Source organism: Polaribacter sp. 11A2H (assembly GCF_011379025.1).
Lineage (GTDB): Bacteria > Bacteroidota > Bacteroidia > Flavobacteriales > Flavobacteriaceae > Polaribacter.
The window spans coordinates 291,405-313,693 of record NZ_WTLD01000001.1 but is presented as its reverse complement, the minus strand read 5'-3'; the positions used below and the strand labels follow the sequence as shown (position 1 = coordinate 313,693).

Here is a 22,289-nt window from a genome sequence, read left to right as displayed (position 1 = left end):
ACTGATAATTTACATCCTTTGAAACACAAAATATTATTTTTTATACTACTTGCTCCATTCCTTTTATCTGCACAGGCATTTAGAAGTTATTCCAATGAATTTTTAACTATTGGGGTAGACGCTGCAGGGTTAGGGATGAGTAAAAGTGTTGTTGCCACAACAAATGATGTCAATTCTATTTACTGGAATCCTGCAGGATTAGTAGGTATAGAAGACTACCAAGGTTCCCTAATGCACGCCTCTTATTTTGCCGGAATAGCCAATTACAATCATGCAAGTTTTGCTATGCCAATAGACAAAGAAAGTGCGGTTGGAGTTTCTATAATTCGTTTTGGTGTAGATGATATTTTAAATACTACAGAATTAATTGACAGTGATGGAAACATTGATTATAATAATATTAGCCTTTTTTCATCAGTAGATTATGCTTTTAACTTTGCGTATGCTCGTAATTTAATTTTTAAGGATGTTAAATTTGGTGTAAATGCAAAAATAGTCAGAAGAATTATAGGTGATTTTGCTTCTTCTTATGGTTTTGGTTTTGATGCCGGAATTCAGTTTGAACGTAATTCTTGGAAATTTGGAGTAATGGCTAGAGACATTACCACCACTTTTAATAGTTGGGCAATTAATGAAGATGAGTTTAATAAAATTAAGAAGGCTATTCCAGGACAAAATCAAGATTTACCAGAAACAACAGAAATAACCAAACCTAAACTACAATTAGGAGTTGCTAAAAACTGGAGAATAGGCCGTATGTTTCATTTACTTTCAGAAATAAATGCAAATATGCGTTTTACCAAAACAAACGATATTTTTTCTTCGGATGTTTTAAGTATAGACCCTGCAATGGGGTTTCAAGTAGATTATGACGAATTGGTTTATTTAAGAGCCGGCGTTGGTAATTTTCAATACATGACAGAATTCGATAACTCAAAATCACTTTCTATGCAACCCAATTTTGGTGTTGGTTTTAAATACAATGGCATAAAAATAGATTATGCTTTAACTAACATTGGTAGTGTTGGTAACGCTTTGTATTCAAATATTTTTTCAATTACAATAGATTATAGTTTTTTTAGACCTTAGTTTTTATGAACAAAAAATACTTTCTTTTACTATTTTTACTTTCCATTTATTCCCCCTTAAAAGCACAACTTCAACTTTCTGAATATGCAGAAGTAAGTATTATTACTGTTGGCCCAGGAGAAGAATTCTTTCTTGCTTTTGGACATTCTGCTATAAGAGTTAAAGATCCTGTTTTAAATTTAGATTTAATATATAATTATGGAGTGTTTGATTTTAATGCTCCTAACTTTTTATTGAATTCTGCAAAAGGAAATATGATTTATAGTTTGGCTCGCTATGATTTTAAATATTTTTTAACTAGTTATAAAAGAGAGAAACGTTGGTTAAAAGAACAAGTTTTAAATTTAGATCTATTAGAAAAACAATCTTATTTTAAATTCCTAGAAAATAATGCATCGCCAGAAAACAGAAACTACCTTTATGATCCTTATTTTAATAATTGCGCTACAAAGTTAAGGGATATAACAAGGTTAGTTTTAGGTGATAAACTTGCTTTTAATGATAATAATATAGAAAATGGATTAACATTTAGACAATTAACAAATCATGAAATTGCTTGGAATTCTTGGGGAACTTTTGGTTTAAATTTAATTGCAGGTACAAAATTAGATGAAAAGGCTACTTTTAATGAATATATGTTTTTACCAGATTATATATATAGCTCTTTTAAAAATGCAACCGTTTTTATTAGAAATCAACCAGAAAAACTTGTAAAAAAAGAAGTAGTACTTCTAAATTTTAAAGAAAAAGAAGCTAAAAGCTCTATTTTTAATCCTTTTCTAATATTTAGTATCTTTGCTTTTTTAGGTATTTATATTACTTATAAAGATCTTAAAAATAATAAAAGAACCAAATCATTAGATTTTATTATATTATTTACAACAGGCCTTATAGGTACTGTATTAGTTTTTCTATGGTTTTTCTCAACACATTCTACAGCACCAAATAACTTTAATTTATTGTTTACTTTTGCGCCTAATGTAATTGTTGCTTTTCTTTTATTGAAAACACATCAACCAAAATGGTTGAAAAAATATATGCAGTTATTATTAATATTACTAGTAATAATTCCTATTCTATGGATTGTGGAAATTCAAGTCTTCCCTGTAGTTATAATCCCCTTATTAGTATTACTTGCTGTAAGGTATTACTATTTATCAAAAAAACTATTGACCTTTAAAATATAAAACAGTAGTAAACGTCTTAATAAAAATTTTAAAATCTAAGAAAGTACTACGCTCTTTAATATAATATAAATCGTAACGCAATTTGGTTTCTTGTTCTTCTATGGTATTTGCATACGGATAGTTTACTTGAGCCCAACCTGTTAAACCAGGTCTTATAACGTGCCTTATAGTATAAAAAGGAATCTGAGCTTCTAAATCTTTTACAAACTCTGGTCTTTCTGGTCTAGGACCAATTAAACTCATATCTCCTTTTAATATATTAAAAAACTGAGGCATTTCATCTAATCTAGTACGTCTTAAAAACTTTCCAAAGCCAGTAATTCTAACATCATTTTTTTTAGCCCAAACAGCGCCTCCTTTTTCGGCATCTTTTACCATAGACCTTAACTTAAAAATTTTAAAAGTTTTACCGTTTTCCCCTACTCTTATTTGTGTGTAAAATAAAGGACCTCTGTTAGCTATAATATTACCAATAAAAATTAATGGAATAACACATAAAAAACCGATAGCTCCTATTACAGAAAAGAATATATCTATAAGTCTTAACCCAAATAGATAGAAATTATTAGAATTATTCTTACTAAAATTAATGTGTCTATAAAAATTATGATCTAAATATTCTTTAGGAATTCTAACATTTACGTTTTCGTAAAAAGTTTCATAGCTCACAATATTTACGCCTTTCTCAAACAACAAAATAAGTTCTTTATTTAGACGATTCACTACTTCTTCAGATAGATCTCTTTTAGATACAATAACTTCTGTAATAGCATTGTCTGCCAAAATTGAAGATATTGTTGCTTTAGAAACATCTATATAACCCTCTACCCCTTCCACCTTTTTATCTGACAAATAAGCTTGAACATGATGAAAAGAATCTTTATTTACTTGAATCAGTAATTTTTTAATTCTTTCTGAATTACCAATAAAAACAATAGATTTAAAATGCTTTGGCGAAAATATTAAAGATATATATACAAACCTCCAAAGTAAAAGTGGAATAAAAGAAAGTAAGAAAAAATAGACTATTTGTAATCTATTAGGTGGTAGTTCTGGTGAAAAATAAGGCGTAAAAATATAAAAAATAGTTGTTGTAAATACTGTAAGAACAGTTGCTCTAACAGTTAAGTACCTATTATTAGCAACATTTAAGCTGTAGAGTTGAAAAATTTGACCAAAAATTAAAAAATAAAAACCCAATAATAACAACCAATTTAGAAGGGCGCTACTTGTAAATTTAATATAGGTAAAATTGATAAATAATGAAGCTAAATAAAGACTAGAAATAAGAATAATAACGTCTATTATTCCTAAAAAAAGTTTTCTTTCCGATACATTAAAGTATGATATTTTTGTTGTCAAATGATGCTGTTTTGTTTAACTCATTTAAATTAATTCAATTAGGTACTTATAATTGAAAAAAAATATTAAAATAATTTGTGGGAGATAATGACAAATTTATAAAAAGAATACTAATTTATAAGTGCTTTAAAGTTATTTATAAAAAATAATGTACTCTGTTCTCTTCCTTTGCTATTTACATGAATTTTGTCATAAAATAATTCATTTTTATTTTCTAAAACTGAAGAATCATTTATAATAACATAATCTAAAGTATTATTAAAAGTAAACTTTTCTAACTGATAAGGGGCTATATAAATTATTAATTCGCAATTATTTTCATTTAGATAATTTTTAATCTCTTTAATTATTGGATTTGTAATTTCTGTTTTTGTTTTTTTAATATTAAAAGTAGTGCTACCTTTTTCATGACCAGAAGATGGATAAGAATAGTTACCAAAGGCATCAAATTTATTTCTAAATTGAGGTTTAATAGCACTTAATGCAGCAGGAAGCAGCAACTCTAAATTATAGTAAGAATATGCAAAAAATGGATTGTAATTAGAATTAGCTAATATATTTAAAGAAGTAGATTCATATTTTTTAAAATGGCTTTTCACATAACTTCTACTTACAAAAGGTGCAAATCGATAATCATTACTACCTAATTTTAATGGTGTATTTAAAAAATGATTAGCATCTAAAACCAATACCAAATACTTAGCTTTAAAATTAGATTCGAAAAAATGTTGAATCATTAAAAACTGAGTTTTTAAATCGGTATCATCCATAGATAAATTAACACCGTTTGTTTTTAATTTTTCATCAATTAAATTTGTATTAAGAGTCGTTAAACCTCTACTTGAACCTACTACAAAATAATCTATTTTTTTATCTGGATTAAATCCGTTTACTAAAAAAGCACTTTTATAAAAACTAGATTTTCTTAGAAAATAACTTGCACTAAAAGCAATTATATTTCCTAAAAATAAAATCAAAAACGAAAAGTAAATTATTTTTTTTATAAATTTTTTCATCCTTTAAAATTGAAAATAAATAAAATCTGCATGATTTTTTATTGCACCCAGAAAAGCCGTTAATAAACATAAAAAAATTAAAAAATAAGAATTAAAATAGGTTTCAATTCTTCCTTTTTTATCATTATAATATTCAATAGCAATTAAAAAAAAGATACTAAAAAATGTAATACCTGTAATAATTAAATACTTACTTGTAGATGTATAAAAATTGCCTCCATTAGATAAACTAAGAATTCTTGTAATATAATTAAGAGCATCAGTTATAGTAAGAGATCTAAATACAATCCAAGAAAACATTACTAAAATAAAGGTAACAACAATTTTTAAACCATTTACAATAAAATTAGAGTTCTTAACCTCTGTTTTTTTCTTTTTTAATGCAATAAAAAGTGGAATATATAAAATAGCATGTATAAATCCCCAAAAAATAAAAGTCCAATTTGCACCATGCCAAAACCCACTAACTATAAAAACAATACCTACATTTCTTATAGATTTAAGCAACGTCCCCTTGCTTCCGCCTAGCGGAATATAAACATAATCTCTAAACCAAGTAGAAAGAGAAATGTGCCAACGTTTCCAAAATTCACCAATATTTTTTGATAAATAAGGAAACTTAAAATTGGTCATTAAATCGATATTAAAAAGTCGGGCTGTACCAATTGCAATGTCTGAATACCCAGAAAAATCTCCATAAATTTGAAAAGAGAAAAGAAATGCTCCTATTAAAAGCGATTCAAAAGATTGATTTTCATAATTATTAAAAATACCATTAACAATAATTGAAGCATTGTCTGCAATTACTATTTTTTTAAAAAATCCCCAAACAATTAACTGTACACCAGAAACTGCTTTTTCATATGAAAATATTCTTTTCTTATAAAATTGAGGTAATAAATTAGTAGCTCTTTCTATTGGCCCCGCAACTAATTGCGGAAAAAAACTAACAAATGATAAAAAAGCTAAAAAATTATGTGTAGGCTCTAATTTTTTTCGATAAATATCTATAGAATAACTTAAGGTTTGAAATGTATAAAAACTAATACCGACAGGTAAAATAATATTTAGTCTATCAGCTGAAATAGAACTTCCAAAAAAAGTAAAAGCAGTTGTAAAACTATCTAAAAAGAAATTATAATATTTAAAAAAACCAAGTAAGCCTAGATTAACAATAATACTAATCGTTAAAAATAATTTACGTTTAGAAGCAACCTTTACCTCTCCTAATTTTTTACCAATAAAAAAATCGATGATGGAACTAAAAAAAATTAAAATAAGAAAACGCCAGTCCCAAAATCCATAAAAAACATAACTTGCTATTAAAATAACTGCATTTTGTTGTGTTGTTTTCTTTGAAAAAACAAACCAATATAAAATAAAAACTATGGGTAGAAAGACCGCAAAATCGACTGAGTTAAAAAGCATCTTTTAATTTAAATTTATAAAATTTTGAAGTTTGTCCATTTGTTTTTCTAAATTAAACTCTTTTATATGAGCATTAATCGAATTCTTAGAATAGTCTGAATAAGTAGTATTATCCATATTATTTAGCCTAGAAATATTTTTACTTAAAGCAGTAAAATTATTTGGTTCAGAAAAGAACCCAACCTTTTGTGTTTTTATAATTTCTTCTGCTTCACCAGAACCAACATATAAAATAGGAACTCCTAACTGCATTAATTCAAATATTTTAGAAGGTACTGCTCCGTAAATTTTATTTTTTAAAGGAACAAAACCAATATCGTATTTTCTTATTTCTTCTTTAATTTCTTCCGCAGTTTTTATTCCATGAAAAAAAATATTATTCTCTGGATTTTTAGATAATTCTATAACTTCATCTTCTTCCATTCCTGCACCATAAATATGTAATTCTACACCAATTTCTTTAAAATTAATTTGATTACAAATATTTAAAATACCTTGTGCGTAGCCCAATAAACCCGCATAGACAATTTTCAAGTTCCCGCTACTTTTTTCCTTAGCTGGGTACTCTCTATAGTTTGGTACATTTCTATAAATTAAAAATTCTTTATCGACAACTCCTTTTATATGTGCTATTATTTCTTCAGATTGCCCTATAATGGTATCTGCTAATTTATAATTTACTTTTTCTATTTTTTCTAAGAAACTATAGAAAAAACCTTTTTTAATAACTTCTAATTCTAATGCAGATAATGGCCAAATATCTGAAACATTTAAAATGTTTTTACATCTTAAAACCTTCGTTAAAAGTAAACCAGAAAGTGCCACTAATAAAGGCGGTGATTGAATGATAAATAAATCTGGTTTTTTTCTAATAAAGCTAAAAATAGAAAACCAAAAAGACCATGCAAAAGACAACATACTAAACAATCTAACAATTGCTTTTTCTGATTTAGATGGAAATATCCAAAACCTTTTTATTTTTATTCCATCGATAGATTCATTTACCGAAAATTTATTTTTATACTTTTCAAAAATTTTACCTTTTGGATAATTTGGTAACGGACATATAACCGTTACTTTATTTCCTTTATCTTTTAAGCCTTCAGCTAGATTTTTAATTCTATTAGCAGCTGCTCCCATTTCTGGAGGGTAATAATTAGAAATAATTACAATATTTTTACTCACGTTTATAGCTTAATTATTTGAAATTAGTTTTATTTTAAAAGCCTAGACTCGACAATTTGTGGTTTGCCAGATTTTGATGCAGCTATAAATAGTACTTCTCTATAATGGATTTTAAAATCATCGTCTAAAATATACTTTTGCAACTCATTTGTTACATTTTCTAAAACACCTTTATTAAATCCAGTGTCTTTAATATATTCAATAATTATTTCTCTTTTTTTCTCTTGAATAACTTTGAATTGTTTAATCTCCGGAACATACTCAAAAATACCAGTAAAAGAATGTACCGTTAGTTTTTTATTATCAGATAAAAGGACAACATCTGTATCTCTACCAATAATTTTTTCTAATAAAGGATATTTAAACTCCCTATTCTTTGGATATTTTTCTTTTGGTAATTTAATAGCTAAATCACCTATTTTATAACGGATTAGGGGCATTGAATAACCGTCTAAACGTGTTACTACTACATGACCTAATTCTCCGTCTGGTAAAGGTAAATTATTATCATCTAAAATTTCTAAATGCACATGTGGAGACATGATATACTTATATTCTAAATCTTTTTCACTGGCAATTAAAAAACCTTCATTACAACCATAAGTGTCATAAACCTTTGTTGTAAAAGCTTTTTCTATATTTTTTTTATAATGACTAAACATTTTATCTCCAAAACTTATGGCACTTTTAAAATGCACCTTATAATTATGCTCTAAAGCATATTCTGCGATAATATTTAAAGAAGATGCATAACCTGCTAAATAGTAATTTTGTGTATTATTTATGTCTTTAAATAGGGATGCCAATTGTTCTTCTGTTAAAGAAAAAGCCGTTATATATTTTGTTTTAAACAATCCGTCTTTAATCGTTTTTAAAAAACCTCTATTAGGCGACATTCCTGTTTGTACAACAGTATTTCCTAATTTATAACCGCTCCACTCCCACCAATGAGATAAAATTGCTCTAATATTAGACTGTTCTTCCTTATTCATAAAAACAGTACTTTGTATACCAGAAGAACCACTGCTTGAATAGGCTATTAAATCTATTTTTTTTACTTTTTTAGAAAGCAAATTATCCGCGTTAGTTCTTATATCTTCTTTAGTTAAAACAGGAAAACTCTCTAACCATTTAAAAGGATCATTTCCGTGCAACTGAATTGACTTATATTTAGAAACATTATTTACTGTGTGTTCTAAAATATTTTTTAAATTCTTTTGTTGAAGGTCTTCTAATTCACGCTCCGATAAAGTATCTAGTTTCCTCCAATACTTTAATTGTTTTACATAAGATGATTTATTTATGAAATCTCCGATCGGTAAAAAAATATTTTCAATTAATTTATTATAAATCATTTTAAAATTTTAAACCATTTATATTTTATAACTTCCCAATCAAAAGTTTCTGCCTTTTCACGTGCTTTTTTAGACAGTGTTGGGTATTTACCTTTAACTACATCTATAATAGCATTAGTCATGGCAGATACATTTTCTTTTTCAACTAACAGACCATCCACTTTATCATCTATCAAATGAGGCATTCCACCTACATTAGTACTTACAATAGTTAAACCTAATGCCATTGCTTCAATTACACTAATTGGTGTATTATCAAAGTTAGTAGTATTTATAAATATGTCATACTCTTTTGATTTCTTATGCCAATCTTCTTTTGTTAAAACTCCTGTAAGTTCTACAGAGCTTTCTAGATTATATTCTTTTATTAATTCTAATGTATTCTGATGGGACTCATCTAAAAAAGGTCCAATCATGCATAAAACAGCATTTGGGTATTCTTTCTTTAACTCTAACAGAACTTCAATAGCTAACGTAGGGTTATAAAGGTTTTTAAATGATCTTACCCATAACAATTTAGGTTGAATAGTAGTTCTATTTATGTATTTATAATCTTTTAAAGAAATTATATTAGGAATAAACTCCGTTTTAAAATTCTTATTTTCGAATGCTAATTTTAAATAATTTGAAGGTGCTACGTTTTTATATGAATTTTTAAATATTGTTTTGGCCAATTTAGGACTTGAACTTAATCTTTTAGGTAAATTTCCGCCATGCAAGATTGGAATATATTTAACATTAAAAATTCGTGCCAATTGTGAAGTAACTAAAGCAAAATAGAAATTTGTTGTACTATACGTATCTATAAGAATATAGGCCACTTTATTTCTATTTTTAAAGACAGCAAAACACATATCTATTAATCGAATAAGTTTATTGGTTTTAGAAGAAGATTTTACAATAGCATACCCTTCAGATTCTAATAAGAAAGAAAGCAAAGTCATTGTTGTCTGATACTTTGTTTTTTTTGATAAATTATTTCCTATATAGAGAATTCTATTATTATTCATCTATCAAATCATTTTCTATATCCGTAATTCTTATCAAACTTAAAGCATAAATAAAACCAGGTAAAGCAACTCTCATTGCTGAATGGTTAATTGTTAAAAACCACATCACATAAAATGCAATTATAAATCCTTTTTGAAAATTATTGGCTTTAAAAAAGTTAATGAGTGGTACAATTAACAATAATAGTAATAAAACAAAACCAATTATGCCATGTTCTTCTACTAATCTACCCACTTCATTATGTGAAGCAGCTGTAATTCTCTCATTAGATTTCATTCTTTCATATTTACCATTTCCTACTCCAATACCTAATGGGTTTTCAAAGAAATTATTAAATTGAAATGCTATTAAATCTCCCCTACCTGTAGAAATATCTTTCTTTTGTATTCCTGCCGCATTTTTACCAGTATATCTGTTATCTAGCATTCCGCCTGTTATATTTGAAGTGTAAACCCAGATAGCAACTAGAAAAAAAGCAACAATTAAGATATATTTAAAAATAACTTGAAAACTCATTTTTTTATATAAAATAAAAAAAAAGGAAAATAAAATTAATGCAATTGCAGCAGTAAAAATTCCTCCTCTAGAAAAAGTTAACAAACCTCTATATATAAAGTAGATTAAAAAAAAAGCATCTAAATAAATAAAGCCAGTTAATTTTTCTTTCAATAGTAAAAAAACAGCTATAATAAGTATCCCTAGACCAACTGCTGTAGCCACTTGGTTAGGTCCAAACCCACCTGATGTTTCTGACATTGCAGCACCTCCAAAAAGAATTTCTTTTAAATCTGGTGTCCTAAAATACATATACGTAATCATAGAGAATAAGGGCAACAACATAAAAAATAATGCATCCATTAAGTCTTGTTTACTTATGGGCCTATAATAAAAATATAAAGCACAGACACCTAATACAATCGGACCACTTAAATTAAACACAATATTTGTACGTAAAGACTCTCCTTCTGGTACTTGAGTAAAGACAATACCTAATAATAATAATAATATATAAAAAAGATAATGCACAGAAAATCGCTGTTTAAAAGGTCCAAAAATGATACCTAAGACTAAAAATAGCATTACACCATATTTTCCAATTTCATATAGAAGAGTCCCTTGAATCATCCGTAAGAATATTTCTCCTCCTGCCAAATAAGAGGCAAATAAAAAAGCTTCTTCATTTCTATTATTAGAGCTAACGATGACTATTAAAGGTATAATAAGACATATTAATCCATAAAATTTCGGAAATAAAGGAAGGGTGCCTAAATACCCAATAACAATATGGATAATTATAAGTTTAAGTTTATTATTTAATATATATTGAATCAAATTATAAGGTGTATATATTTTTTAATTGAATTATAAAACGCTCTTGTGAGTATTTTTTTTCTACATTTTTAAAGTGCATATTTCCTAAAGAACATCTTTTATCTACTGAAAGAATATACTCTTCTAGCGCTTTTGCAAATACATTACTATTTTCTTTTTCTACAATAAGTCCAGATTTACCGTTTTCTATTACCTTACTACATTCACCAACATTAGTAACAACCACAGGTAGTTTTGCCAAACCATATTCTAATAAAGAAACAGGCAAACCTTCTGAGTTAGATGATAAAACACCTATTGTAGTCTGTTTAAGTATGTATTCTATATCTAAACACAAACCATATAAAAAAACGGATTTCTCTAAACCATTTTGTAAAATAAATTGTTTTATTTTTTTAGAATAACTATCATTAAAGTCTTTACCAATAAAATGCAAGGTCCAATCTGGATACTTAATATGTATGCTATTAAATGCTTCTAAAAGGTTTAAATGATTTTTCACCTTTCTTAAAGAGGCTAAAATTACAATTCTTTTATTATCTTTTCCATTTAATTTTGTTGTTTTACTTTTATTTATAAATTGAGGAAAATTGTCTAATTTTATCGAATTCTTATGTTTTAATTTTTTAATTGACCAAGTATTCAGCTCTTCATTCACATTAATAATTCCATCAAAAAAAGTGCTAATAAATTTTATTACAAAAAACTTAAATCCTTTTAAATTAACATAATTACCAGTATGATTATGCCAAATAATTTTTACTTTAGGATAAATTAACTTAATACAAAAGGCAAAAAAATAAGATGTAGTATGCGCATGAATAATACCTATATTATTCTTCTTTAAATATTTCTTAAATCTGAAAATAGCTAAAAAATCGATACTTTTTTTTCTTCCCAAAAATAAAAAGTCGATATTTTTATTTAAATTACTTTTTAAAACCCCTTCTTTTCTTGTTGTGCATAAATGTGAATTAACCCCTTCATTTCCTAGAGCATTTGCTATATTAATAGCAAGTACCTCTGCACCACCTGCATCTAAAGAATCTATGACTTGTATAACCCCTAATTTATTCATTCAAAAGTAATTTTTTAATTTCTAATGAAAACTTTTCTAAAGTATATTGTTGAGCCCAATTTTTAGCATCTAAAACTTGTTTTTTATACAAGTTCTTATTTTTGATATAATTTTCAATAATTGTAACAATTTCATTTTCTTTTACATTACTTTCTACAATAGTTCCTCTATTTCCATTTCCTAACATATTTTCTACACAAGAAACCTTAGATGAAATTGGTAAACATCTCCAAAACATTGCTTCTGCAACAACTTTTGGCCAACCTTCAGATTTTGATATAAAAATTAAAAAATGTGCTTTTTGAAATGCTTTTTTCACAACTTCCTTAGATTTATTACCATGTAAAACAACGTTTTCGCTAAGATTATTTTGTTCAACATACCCCTTAACATTTAGAAACTCTAAACCATTACCATACATATCTAACTTTGCTGCTATATTTTTTGTTAAAAGTTTTTCTATAACTTTAACGCTTAATAACGGTTGTTTACTTTTTGTAAATGCTCCGACAAATATAAAATTAATTTTAGAAGAAAAATCTTTTTCAGAAAGGTCTATGATTTCATTACTTACATAAGATGCTGTAAAAAAAGGAATAATATTTTTTGATTGATTCTCCCACTCTCCATAGACCAAAACTTTACAATTTTTAGTTAAAAAAGTATTAGAAACTATCCACTTTTGCATTCTATAGCTAAAAGGTTGTTTGCTCTTAGGATCCCAATTACCAGCATATTTTACCGTTTTAGGTTTAGAAGGAAATAAAATTTGAACAAAACACCCTAATAAACCAACATTACCGGGGCATCTTAAATGTATATGATCTGCCCAAAAGCATGTTTTTATTATTTGAAATAAAATAAATGGAATTTTAAATATTGAAATAATTTTAGTTTTTAACGACAATACATTAAAAGCAGGTATAATTTCTACAGTAATAGCATTGGTATTATAGGCTACTTCTATTTCCGAAATTTTTTCTTTAGAAATTGGAGCAACAATTCTTGTTTCAGAAACATTTTCTAACCAAAGATTCATTTCACGAACATAGGGTTCATAAGCATAAAAACTTTGATTTTTATGCTTATGTAAAGCATGTGTTATTATTGCAAACCTCATACTTTTAATGGTTTATTAAAGAGTAAACTAATCCAACCTATTTTTCTGCCCAAAGCTTCCGTAAAAGCTTCCTTTTTCTTATTTCCTTTTAAACAATTAGAAAAACGTATTGTCATTAATAACAAAACGGTAGCATTCCATTTTACTCTTGCTTCAAAAGATGGCTTCGGAAATTTTGTGCGCCAAACATACCAACCATTTCTAACTACCATTTTTCCGTAAGCAAACTTATTAGGCCTTCCTCCTTCTTCATGATAATGATATAAGGTAGCTGAAGTATTTACATATAAATTATAAACTTTGGAAACTCGTAAACAATATTCTAAATCTTCATACAAACCATAGCCTTCAAAATATTCTGAGAATTTAATGGAGTCTACTACTTCTTTTTTAAAGGAAGAAACTCCCCCCATAAAATATTCTGCTTTATAGATTTTGTTATTGGGAGGTAAACTCCCAACTGAAAATCCGTTTGAAAATTCTGGCATTATGCAAGGTGGTTGGTCAGACAATAAGCCTAATCGCTTACGTAAAACATTCCTACTTCCTAAACTCCTAACATAACCATCAATTTCAAATTCATCAAAATTCGATTTTTCATCCTTATTTAAAACTCTCCAGTTTACTTCATTTAAAATATAACCACCAACTCCACCAGCGTCTGGATACTCTTTATATGTATTTATTAAATTCTTAAAATAGGGCTTTTCTAAAATAATATCATCGTCTAAAAAACAAACTACATCCATAGCTTCAGACACTTTATCAATACCAAAGTTACGTTGTTTTGTTAAACCTCTATTTACTTTATCAACTTTAAAATAACGAAGATTTTTAAAGGTATTTTGCTCTAAAACAAGCGTTGTTTTGTCATCTGTAGAACCATCAATAATTAAAATTTCATCTGGATATAATTCTTGTTCCTCTACTGATTTTAGCAACTTTAAAATTGCTACTGGACGCATGTATGTGCAAATAATTAAACTAAACTTCATCCGCTATCAATTTTTTATAAAAAGCCATATTTTTTTCTGTAATTCCTTTTATTGAGAAATTATCGACAACTTCTTTATTTGCTTTTTCGCCTATCTTTTTACACAAATTTTTATCATCTAAAAGTTTCATTATTTTTCTAGCAAAACCTTCATGATTCTTAGGGTCTTCTAAAAGTCCCATTTCTTCATTTTTAATAATTTCTTTCGCCCAAGGATAATTTGTATTTACAATTGCCTTTTTTAAATACATGGCTTCAATAGTAACCATACCAAAGGACTCTGCCAAAGACGGAAAAACACAAATTTGAGTTTTAGCTATTATCTTGGTTAATTCACTGTAAGGTACCACTCCTAAATACTCAAAATTTGTTAAAGCTTCTACTGATAATAAATCTTTAAATAAACCTAATGTAGAAGTTTTTGTTTGTACATCTGGTACATCAATTCCTAAAAAAGATAGTTTTGCTGTTGATTTTTCTTCTACTACTTTATTAAAAATAGCTGCTAATTCTAAAATCCCTTTTTTACGTATAATAGAACCAAAATACAAAATAGTATCATCTTCTACAATAACATCATTATAAGTTGGTATCGTTTCAAAAAATAATCCATTAGGAATAACAGTCCCAATTTTTTCAACTTTAAATATTTCATTAGAAAGTTCTAAAACAAAATTAGAAACGCCAATTACAGCTGTAGCATTTTTATAAGCTACTTTTTCAAAAAAATAATTTTTTTTACTTTGTGGTCTTTTATCCAAATTACAGAAAAAAGCATCTGTACCGTGCAATCTTAAAACATGTGGTATTTTAAACTTCATAAAAGCCGTAATACCGGTCCAATCTACTGCTTCTAATAGATCTATTTTATCTTCTGATATAATTTTATTGATGTATGCATTCAGTTGTTTTCTGTATAAATAAAACCCGAAATATTTAAATTGATTTCTTTTGATTTTATGAATCGTTAATGATCCTTCTTCTATAACTTCATTACAACCCTGACCGTAAATAAACACAGAAACTTGATGCCCATCTTTTAAAAGTCCCAAAACAATATTTTGCGAAGACGTACCAATTCCTGCACAAGCAGTTGTGATTTTTTTGTGCGGATATTCTGGAAGTAAAAAACCTATATGCATATTTAAATTACTTTATTTAATACGTTCATATAATTCTCTGCAAAGCCCTCTACAGGATGTTTAACTATTGCTTCTGCCCATATTTTTTGTTTTATAATTGCTGCATTATTTCCTTCAACCAGCATTTTAAAAACCCCTGTAAATTCACTTTTACTTTTAATGTGATAAATAGCATTATTACATTCTTTTAAACTTTTAAAATGTACTAGTTTGTAAATTTCTTCAATAGAAAATAATGGTGAACTATTTTTAACTGTATAATCTAAATAAAAAGCGGGTTTATTTAATAATGTTGCATCTAAGCCCATCGTAGAACCAACATTTATCATAGCATTTGTATAATAAATGGTAGAAAATAATACTTGAGAAGCACTAAATTGATTGTTCTTATGATGTATTACTTTCGTTATATCATTCTTATTTTCGGCTAATACCTTATCAAACCTTTTAGATTTTTCCGTTGGGTGTGGTCTAAAAATAATATGAATATTTTCCTTACTTGAAGTATTGTGTTTCTGTACTTCTAAAATTAAATCTTCTAAATATTGAGGTTCATCTTGACCAATCGCTTTAAAATTTGCTGAAAAACAAATATAAAATTTTGCTTCAGGAATTTTAAATTCTTTAAAAAAGCCTTCTCTATTTATTAATTTTTGATTCGAATTATAATCATGAAATTGAGGAGTCCCCGTTGTAAAAACAGTCTCTTTTTTTACAATTGGATAATAGTCTACCAATTCATTTTTCATATAATCACTCCAAACAACATAATAATCTGCATCTACTAATTTATTTCCTTTTACAATGTTATCCCAAGAATGAATAGATGTTAAAACAGGTAAATTAGTCTTTTTTGCTGCTAAAGAAACACCTAATGTTATACTAGTAGATTGATGCGTAATTAATAATAAATCGGGATTTTCTTCTTTTAATACATCCGTAGATTTTTTAAAAAAGTTTGTTTTTTCTACAAAATTATTCAAGTTTTTTTCTAATAACAAAATCCCTTTTTGTGACTTAAAAAAATTTGAAAAGAAAATAATACTTTTAAATTTTAAAATATTTTTAAACCCTTTTACTCGTTTAAATCTTCTATAAAAAGTATGTGTATTTTGTTTCTTAATACTATCAAAATACTTTAAACTCGCCTTTTCTCTTAAATATTTTAAATATTCTATTTTTCCATTAAAATCTAAATAGGGTAATTGAATTGATGCGTAATTGGTTTCTCCATCATACCAAATTTTTAGATCGTATTTCTCGTCTAATAATTTTAAAGTGCCAGAATTTTCGTAGTTATCATAATTCGACTTATTGACAAAAACAATTAATAATTTCTTTTTTCTAATTGACATCGGCAGTTTTATCATTAAAGTTTCTTAAAAATAATAATAACGATATCACTCTATGTAAAAAATAAATTCCTCTTCCTGGTTTTTCTATTTGCTCTTTACATAAATCTATTAATTGTTCCTTATCCAAAAATTCTTTTAAGTAGTTAAAGTTTTCTTCAATAATTTCAATATAAATAGCACCAATATATTCGTTAAACCTTAAATTCCATTCTTGTACCGAATTGGAAGTTTTTTTCAACGGATCTTTAAAATATTTTTCTAATTCTCTATTTGAATTCAAAATAATTTGAAGGTGCAGATTATCATCAGAAAAATTACTTTTTTCTAAACCATAACTATGTTTCATAAAATCGTACGCTAAAAATGGCGATGTTTTATCAGAAAATGCAGTAAGTACTTTATGTCTATTTCCAAAATTACCTGGCATTCTTGCATTTCTATAAAAACTTATAGAAATAGGATTGCTCTTATCTGAATAATAGGTAGTTTCTAACAAGTCTAAAAGTTCGTTTCTTTCTGATAAAAATAATTCTTTATGCTTTGCATTTATGATCTTATTTACAAAAATAGCCGGAGTTAAATATTCATCAAACTGCTCTTTATCAGACAGTTTATGATCTAATAATAGACGGACACAAGCTCCTGCTTCTCCCATTAAATAATTACTTTCACTTGCTATTTTAGATGCAAAACTGGCCATATCTACGTAAGATAAAGTACACAAACCTCCAGAAACATTAGAAATATTATGAGCTAATTTTAAGAAATTATAATTATCCACATTCTCAAAATTTTTAAACGGAATCCCTAACTCTTCACTTATTATTTTACCTTGTTTAACGTCTGCAGAATTTTCATGTCCGAAGTTACAAAGCTCAATATTTTTTTTATCACTTAAAGTACTCAAAATCGTTAAACAATCTCTACCAGCAGTAATACCAACTGTAACATTTTTAAATTTATTTGACTCTTTTGTAAAAGCTTTGATTGCTTTTTTTAAGTTTGGTTTACTTTCTAAAAAAGGAAACTTATTTTCTATTATTTCATTTTTATCAATAGTATATTTTATAGCTCCTTTAACTTTTTTTACTTCTTTATATAATTCTGGGTATGGATCTACTCGATACCCAAAAGTAAGTTGAGAAAACAAACCTAAAGTGGATATTGTAAGCGTTGTATTTAGCTTTTCTACGTTATTAAAGTTTTCGAAAAAGATAAAAGAATGATCCTTTTTTAAATAATAAAAAGAACCAATACCTAAAGCATCAGAAAATACGTGTGTTTTGTTTTCCTTTTTATCATGCACAAAAACCTGAAAAATCCCGTCTAAATTGGATAAATTCGATTTTAAAACCTGTCCTTTTCCTAAAATAACATTAGAAATAAACTTCTTAAATTGCTTTTTTTTATTATCCGAAGAAATTAATAAAAAAATAAAACGATCTGTTTTACAGCTTAAATGTCTACTCCCTTTTAACTCTTTTTCAGGTTTAAAGAAAGTGTATTTAAACTTTTTATTAGAAACGGTTACATGCGTGTTAATTGCTTTCTTTACTACTATTTTCATTTTAAAGCGACTTATTCTTTACCATATTTTCTGCCTTCTTCCAATCTTTTAAAGTATCTATATTTACATAGTTTTCTTTAGGCGTAACTAAAAAGGCAATACTATCTCCAAATAAAGAGTTTTGTTCTTCGATAACATTGGTTTTTGTTATATATACACTTCCATCTCTATGATATGCCAATGGAAGTTCTTGTCTTCTTGGAATAATTTTTTCTTCTCCGGTAGCTATTTTCAAATTCCCTTCTTCATTCGTTTTAAAGGTCCAATGCGGATTGTATTCATGCGGAACTTCTTGTACCGAAACTAAAGAATCTGTACCTTTAGCTATAAATTTTTCTATGGCTTCATCTAAAAAACCTAGAGTTCTAAAAGGACTTGTAACTTGTAATAAACAAACCGCATCAAAATGCTCTCCTTTATCTTTATAAAACTGCAATACATGCTTTATAACAGGTAAAGTTGGCGATGCATCTTCTGCTAAGTTAGAAGGTCTTTTAAAAGGAACTTCTATTCCTAAACCTTTGGCGATATCAATAATATCATCATCATCAGAACTTAAAACAACTTTAGATAAATACTTAGAAGCCAAAGCAATTTCCGACGTATACTCTAATAATGGTTTGCCTCCTAATAGTTTTATATTTTTACCAGGTACTCCTTTAGATCCTCCTCTTGCCGGTATTAGTCCAAGTATTTTCATTAATAGGTAATTGTTTTATGAAATAATAAAGGGATTTCAGCTAAAACATCAGCTATTTTTTCTCCTGAATTTCCATCACCATAAATAGTTGAAGAAGAAATATTTTTATTATTAATTTGAGTTAATATTGCTTCTTTTATAATCTCTTTGTCATAATCTACATCTAATACATTATCTCCTCTTTCTCTTCTATTCTGACGACTACCAAGATTAACAACAGGTACACCTAAATAAGAACATTCTCTAATACCTACACTAGAATTCCCTATTAAACATTTAGAATTCACTAATAAAGTTAAAAAATCATGAGGCTCCATGTTTTTAAAGAAATGAATATTCTGTGGTTTATTTATTTCTCTAAATTGTCTAATTCCGCTTGATGTTCCGTCTGATCCTGCATCTACATTTGGCCAAAACCAAAACGTCGGAATTCCTAATTCAGCAACCGCATGTAAAGTTTTTAAAACATCTTCTTTAGCTGCTTTATACTCTGTCGTTACAGGATGTTGCATTACAACAATATATCCTTCTTTTTTCCATTCTAAAGAAGTGCCTACTCCTCCGTATTTTTCTACAGGATTAAAATCTAACAAAGGCTTTTCTTTAATTTCTTTTGCTAAATCTATAGATGGACAACCTGTGTTTATTACGTAACCTGGATTCTCGCCTAACTTTATTACTCTCTTTTTTGCATCTTCTGAAGCTACCAAATGAATATCTGCTAACTTTGTATTTGCATGTCTCACTTTTTCATCAATATTACCAGTTACCTCTCCACCCTGTATATGTATAAGAGGTATATTTTGATAAGCAGCTGCAATAGAAGTTGCAATAGTTTCAAACCGATCTGCAATAGTAATAACGGCATCTGGTTTTAAATTATAGAAAACATTGGCTAATTCCATAACTCCTAAACCAGTAGTTTTGGCCATAGCTGTTGGGTTTTCTCCCTCTAAAACCATAAACACTTTTTCATTAATTTTAAAACCATCTTTTTCTATCACATCTACAGCATTGCCATATCTACCTAATAAGGCAGAACCTGCAATAACTAATTGTAACTCTAATTTAGGATGGTTTTTTATAGCTGTAAGTGCTGTTTTAATTCTACTGTAAGAAGGTCTTGCAGTAACCACAACACAAATTTTTCTTTTTAACATATTATTCTTTTAAATCGCCAAAATTTAAAAAATCCCATTGATTAAGATCTTTATTTAACTCTTTTCCAATTACATCTTTATAATCACTCGCTAAAATACCAAATCCCTTTGGTTTTTTGGTTTCAAGGTCAGAAAAAGTTATTAAATGTCCTTTTGGCAAATGCTTATTAACAGCTAAAGATTTTTCGAAAATTTGTTTTAGCTCATTAAAATTTGAATTTTCGTTTTTATCTATTGGGCTATTTAAAGCTTCTTTTATATTTCTAACCGCTTTAACTAATTGTTCTGTTTCCATAAAGTTTAAAGAAGCTTTAGCGTCTGGCCCAAACATTTCTTTATTAAAAACAACGTGAAACTCTAAAACATCAGCCCCCAAAGCTACTGCTGCAATACTTGCTTCTATAGATGACGAATGGTCTGAAAAACCAACAGAAACATTATACCTATCTTTTAATTCTTTAAGTACATTAAAACCAAACTGTTTTGGAGCTGTTGGATATGCGGTTGTACATTGTAAAATAGAATACTTAGCATTTCTATTTTTTAAAAATGCCACTGTTTTATCTAATTCTTCATAAGAACTCATTCCCGAAGAAATAATGATAGGCTTCCCTGTCTGAATAATCTTTTCTAATAAAACAAAATTATTTACCTCTCCAGAACCTACTTTATAACGCTCTACCCCAACTTCCTCTAACAAATCTACCGCTGTATTGCTAAACGGAGAACTTATAAACTCTAAACCAACTTCAGTACAATGTGCTTTAATTTCTTTCCATTGCTTTAAAGTAAACTCCATTCTTTTCCAATAATCGAAACGAGTTTTATCCTCATAAGAAAAATTTACACGAAAAGGTTCTTCACTGCTACTTTCTGCAGCGGCAATATGTGTTTGAAATTTAATTGCATTACAACCTGTTTTAGCTACGGCGTCTATATAAGAATGTGCCAAACCTAAACTACCATCATGTGCCTGTGCAATTTCTGCAATTATAAATGTTTCTTTCATTTGATTTTTTGTAAAAATGTGCTTAAATTTTCTTTTTGTGAAGCAGTTGTAAAATGATTTTTAAATAGTTGTTTTCCTTCCAATGCTATTTTCATCCCTTTATCATTTGCTTTATATAAGTCTATAATTTTATGACCCATATCTGTTAAATTGTCACATAAAACAGCATTTTTATTGGTTACCTCCGGATAACATTCTACCGCTGCTTTTGTGGAAACTAAAACTTGCTTATGATTAAAAACGACAGGGACTCTTGTTCTTGTTCCTGTATTAAATTCCCAAGGAATAATATGAAAGTCTCCTGGTAAAAGAACATTGTCTAGTTCTTTAACAAACCCTAAGGAAACAATATTTTTATCAGAATTTATTAAACTCAATAGTTTTTCTGATGCTCCTTTTAACTTCCCTATAATAACTAATTCTATAGTTGGTATTGCTGTTTTAATTGTATCCCAACATACAGTCAAAAATCTTTCTAAACCAATTCTGTTTGCTGTTGTTCCCATTCCGCCAAGATGTACAATTCTTGGAGGTTTATTGGGCTTTAATTCCGATTCTATATTGATATAAGTAGTTGGTAGATAAAGCGCCTTTTTTTGATGTTCTAAAACCTCATTTGTTTCTGTATAAGAACCAGAAACTACACCAGCTACATTTTTAATTAGATTTATTTCTACTCGCTTTTTTTGATAAGTGTGGAAGCGTTTGTTTAAATTCTGATTCGGAGTTCTTAACTTCGCCAACTTATATTCCCAATCATGGTGACTATAAATACTTGGTGTTTTTAGATTAAATGCAGCAACCATTATTGCGTTCCATCTCCATTCTGCCCAAATAAAATCGATTTTATAATCTAAAATAGTTTTTTCGATAAAGTTTTTATTTTCTTTATTGATGAAATAATATTCAAACTTTGTCGGATTAAAAATAGCATCATTTAAACGCTTTATGCCTTTATTTGGTTTTTTTTTAACAACGGAATAAGATATAATAGTGTCTAACTTTTCTCTAACGTCATTATAATCATCGTTATTAAAAACACTTACATCATTCCATTGTGTAGCTAATAAAATGATTTTATACCCCAAAGCATGCAACAAGTCTACATGACTAAAATATACCGATGCACCTCCGCTAGAGTTTAAGTCTATTTTACTATTGTTTACAATAAATAATACTGTTTTTGAACTCATTTTATA

The 22,289-nt window shown here is 27.6% G+C and carries 19 protein-coding genes; 2 read left to right on the top strand and 17 right to left on the bottom strand.

Going from position 1 to position 22,289, the window contains the following annotated elements:
- The first annotated feature begins 18 nt into the window (after positions 1 to 18).
- Together GQS58_RS01435 and GQS58_RS01430 are read left to right on the top strand one after the other, a co-directional pair.
- Positions 19 to 1,089 (top strand): PorV/PorQ family protein, encoded by a 1,071-nt coding sequence (locus GQS58_RS01435; protein ID WP_205860355.1) that lies wholly within the window; start codon positions 19 to 21, stop codon positions 1,087 to 1,089.
- A 5-nt stretch (positions 1,090 to 1,094) separates the two neighbouring features.
- Positions 1,095 to 2,276, top strand: a complete 1,182-nt coding sequence (locus tag GQS58_RS01430) for a DUF4105 domain-containing protein (RefSeq protein ID WP_166382131.1) — start codon at positions 1,095 to 1,097, stop codon at positions 2,274 to 2,276.
- Here the strand turns inward: GQS58_RS01430 and GQS58_RS01425 are convergent.
- The 17 genes from GQS58_RS01425 to GQS58_RS01345 all read right to left on the bottom strand — a co-directional run bounded on the left by GQS58_RS01425 (position 2,256) and on the right by GQS58_RS01345 (position 22,283).
- Positions 2,256 to 3,638 (bottom strand): exopolysaccharide biosynthesis polyprenyl glycosylphosphotransferase, encoded by a 1,383-nt coding sequence (locus tag GQS58_RS01425; RefSeq protein WP_166382129.1) that lies wholly within the window; start codon positions 3,636 to 3,638, stop codon positions 2,256 to 2,258. The genes GQS58_RS01430 and GQS58_RS01425 overlap by 21 nt on opposite strands.
- A 110-nt stretch (positions 3,639 to 3,748) precedes the next feature.
- Positions 3,749 to 4,654 carry a hypothetical protein gene (locus tag GQS58_RS01420; RefSeq protein WP_166382127.1) on the bottom strand — a complete coding sequence of 302 codons (906 nt, stop codon included), beginning with the start codon at positions 4,652 to 4,654 and terminating at the stop codon, positions 3,749 to 3,751.
- A 3-nt stretch (positions 4,655 to 4,657) separates the two neighbouring features.
- On the bottom strand, positions 4,658 to 6,082 hold the full coding sequence (locus tag GQS58_RS01415; protein ID WP_166382125.1) for an MBOAT family O-acyltransferase: 1,425 nt from the start codon (positions 6,080 to 6,082) through the stop codon (positions 4,658 to 4,660).
- 3 nt (positions 6,083 to 6,085) lie between these two features.
- Positions 6,086 to 7,267, bottom strand: coding sequence for a glycosyltransferase family 4 protein (locus GQS58_RS01410; RefSeq protein WP_166382123.1), 1,182 nt, complete (start codon positions 7,265 to 7,267; stop codon positions 6,086 to 6,088).
- Positions 7,268 to 7,296: 29 nt separating this feature from the next.
- Positions 7,297 to 8,622 (bottom strand): phenylacetate--CoA ligase family protein, encoded by a 1,326-nt coding sequence (locus tag GQS58_RS01405; protein WP_166382121.1) that lies wholly within the window; start codon positions 8,620 to 8,622, stop codon positions 7,297 to 7,299.
- Positions 8,619 to 9,632, bottom strand: a complete 1,014-nt coding sequence (locus tag GQS58_RS01400) for a glycosyltransferase family 4 protein (protein WP_166382119.1) — start codon at positions 9,630 to 9,632, stop codon at positions 8,619 to 8,621. Before GQS58_RS01400 ends, GQS58_RS01405 begins: the two co-directional genes overlap by 4 nt.
- Entirely contained in the window at positions 9,625 to 10,965 is a 1,341-nt protein-coding gene (locus GQS58_RS01395; protein ID WP_166382117.1) for an O-antigen ligase family protein, read from the bottom strand. The genes GQS58_RS01400 and GQS58_RS01395 overlap by 8 nt, the downstream gene beginning before the upstream one ends.
- A 1-nt stretch (position 10,966) precedes the next feature.
- On the bottom strand, positions 10,967 to 12,043 hold the full coding sequence (locus tag GQS58_RS01390; RefSeq protein WP_166382115.1) for a glycosyltransferase: 1,077 nt from the start codon (positions 12,041 to 12,043) through the stop codon (positions 10,967 to 10,969).
- Positions 12,036 to 13,163 (bottom strand): glycosyltransferase, encoded by a 1,128-nt coding sequence (locus GQS58_RS01385; RefSeq protein ID WP_166382113.1) that lies wholly within the window; start codon positions 13,161 to 13,163, stop codon positions 12,036 to 12,038. The genes GQS58_RS01390 and GQS58_RS01385 overlap by 8 nt, the downstream gene beginning before the upstream one ends.
- Positions 13,160 to 14,158 carry a glycosyltransferase family 2 protein gene (locus GQS58_RS01380; RefSeq protein WP_166382111.1) on the bottom strand — a complete coding sequence of 333 codons (999 nt, stop codon included), beginning with the start codon at positions 14,156 to 14,158 and terminating at the stop codon, positions 13,160 to 13,162. Before GQS58_RS01380 ends, GQS58_RS01385 begins: the two co-directional genes overlap by 4 nt.
- The gene (locus GQS58_RS01375; RefSeq protein ID WP_166382109.1) at positions 14,148 to 15,299 is read right to left on the bottom strand and encodes a glycosyltransferase family 4 protein; all 1,152 of its coding nucleotides are present in this window, start codon (positions 15,297 to 15,299) and stop codon (positions 14,148 to 14,150) included. Before GQS58_RS01375 ends, GQS58_RS01380 begins: the two co-directional genes overlap by 11 nt.
- Positions 15,300 to 15,301: 2 nt before the next feature.
- Positions 15,302 to 16,654 (bottom strand): hypothetical protein, encoded by a 1,353-nt coding sequence (locus GQS58_RS01370; RefSeq protein WP_166382107.1) that lies wholly within the window; start codon positions 16,652 to 16,654, stop codon positions 15,302 to 15,304.
- Positions 16,644 to 18,221, bottom strand: coding sequence for a hypothetical protein (locus GQS58_RS01365; protein ID WP_166382105.1), 1,578 nt, complete (start codon positions 18,219 to 18,221; stop codon positions 16,644 to 16,646). The genes GQS58_RS01370 and GQS58_RS01365 overlap by 11 nt, the downstream gene beginning before the upstream one ends.
- 1 nt (position 18,222) lies before the next feature.
- Positions 18,223 to 18,921, bottom strand: coding sequence for a cytidylyltransferase domain-containing protein (locus GQS58_RS01360; RefSeq protein ID WP_166382103.1), 699 nt, complete (start codon positions 18,919 to 18,921; stop codon positions 18,223 to 18,225).
- A complete protein-coding gene (gene neuC / locus GQS58_RS01355; RefSeq protein ID WP_166382101.1) occupies positions 18,921 to 20,081 on the bottom strand; it encodes a UDP-N-acetylglucosamine 2-epimerase in 1,161 nt (386 codons plus the stop codon). Before neuC ends, GQS58_RS01360 begins: the two co-directional genes overlap by 1 nt.
- A gap of 1 nt (position 20,082) precedes the next feature.
- Entirely contained in the window at positions 20,083 to 21,090 is a 1,008-nt protein-coding gene (locus GQS58_RS01350) for an N-acetylneuraminate synthase family protein (RefSeq protein ID WP_166382099.1), read from the bottom strand.
- Positions 21,087 to 22,283 (bottom strand): glycosyltransferase, encoded by a 1,197-nt coding sequence (locus GQS58_RS01345; RefSeq protein ID WP_166382097.1) that lies wholly within the window; start codon positions 22,281 to 22,283, stop codon positions 21,087 to 21,089. The genes GQS58_RS01350 and GQS58_RS01345 overlap by 4 nt, the downstream gene beginning before the upstream one ends.
- Positions 22,284 to 22,289: the final 6 nt, after the last annotated feature.

Coding starts and splice junctions, on each gene's coding strand:
- GQS58_RS01350 (WP_166382099.1), bottom strand. CDS start 21,090: ATGAAAGAAACATTTATAATTGCAGAAATTGCACAGGCACATGATGGT.
- GQS58_RS01390 (WP_166382115.1), bottom strand. CDS start 12,043: ATGAATAAATTAGGGGTTATACAAGTCATAGATTCTTTAGATGCAGGT.
- GQS58_RS01430 (WP_166382131.1), top strand. CDS start 1,095: ATGAACAAAAAATACTTTCTTTTACTATTTTTACTTTCCATTTATTCC.
- GQS58_RS01385 (WP_166382113.1), bottom strand. CDS start 13,163: ATGAGGTTTGCAATAATAACACATGCTTTACATAAGCATAAAAATCAA.
- GQS58_RS01345 (WP_166382097.1), bottom strand. CDS start 22,283: ATGAGTTCAAAAACAGTATTATTTATTGTAAACAATAGTAAAATAGAC.
- GQS58_RS01420 (WP_166382127.1), bottom strand. CDS start 4,654: ATGAAAAAATTTATAAAAAAAATAATTTACTTTTCGTTTTTGATTTTA.
- GQS58_RS01405 (WP_166382121.1), bottom strand. CDS start 8,622: ATGATTTATAATAAATTAATTGAAAATATTTTTTTACCGATCGGAGAT.
- GQS58_RS01370 (WP_166382107.1), bottom strand. CDS start 16,654: ATGTCAATTAGAAAAAAGAAATTATTAATTGTTTTTGTCAATAAGTCG.
- GQS58_RS01400 (WP_166382119.1), bottom strand. CDS start 9,632: ATGAATAATAATAGAATTCTCTATATAGGAAATAATTTATCAAAAAAA.
- GQS58_RS01360 (WP_166382103.1), bottom strand. CDS start 18,921: ATGAAAATACTTGGACTAATACCGGCAAGAGGAGGATCTAAAGGAGTA.
- neuC (WP_166382101.1), bottom strand. CDS start 20,081: ATGTTAAAAAGAAAAATTTGTGTTGTGGTTACTGCAAGACCTTCTTAC.
- GQS58_RS01375 (WP_166382109.1), bottom strand. CDS start 15,299: ATGCATATAGGTTTTTTACTTCCAGAATATCCGCACAAAAAAATCACA.
- GQS58_RS01415 (WP_166382125.1), bottom strand. CDS start 6,082: ATGCTTTTTAACTCAGTCGATTTTGCGGTCTTTCTACCCATAGTTTTT.
- GQS58_RS01380 (WP_166382111.1), bottom strand. CDS start 14,158: ATGAAGTTTAGTTTAATTATTTGCACATACATGCGTCCAGTAGCAATT.
- GQS58_RS01365 (WP_166382105.1), bottom strand. CDS start 18,221: ATGAAAATAGTAGTAAAGAAAGCAATTAACACGCATGTAACCGTTTCT.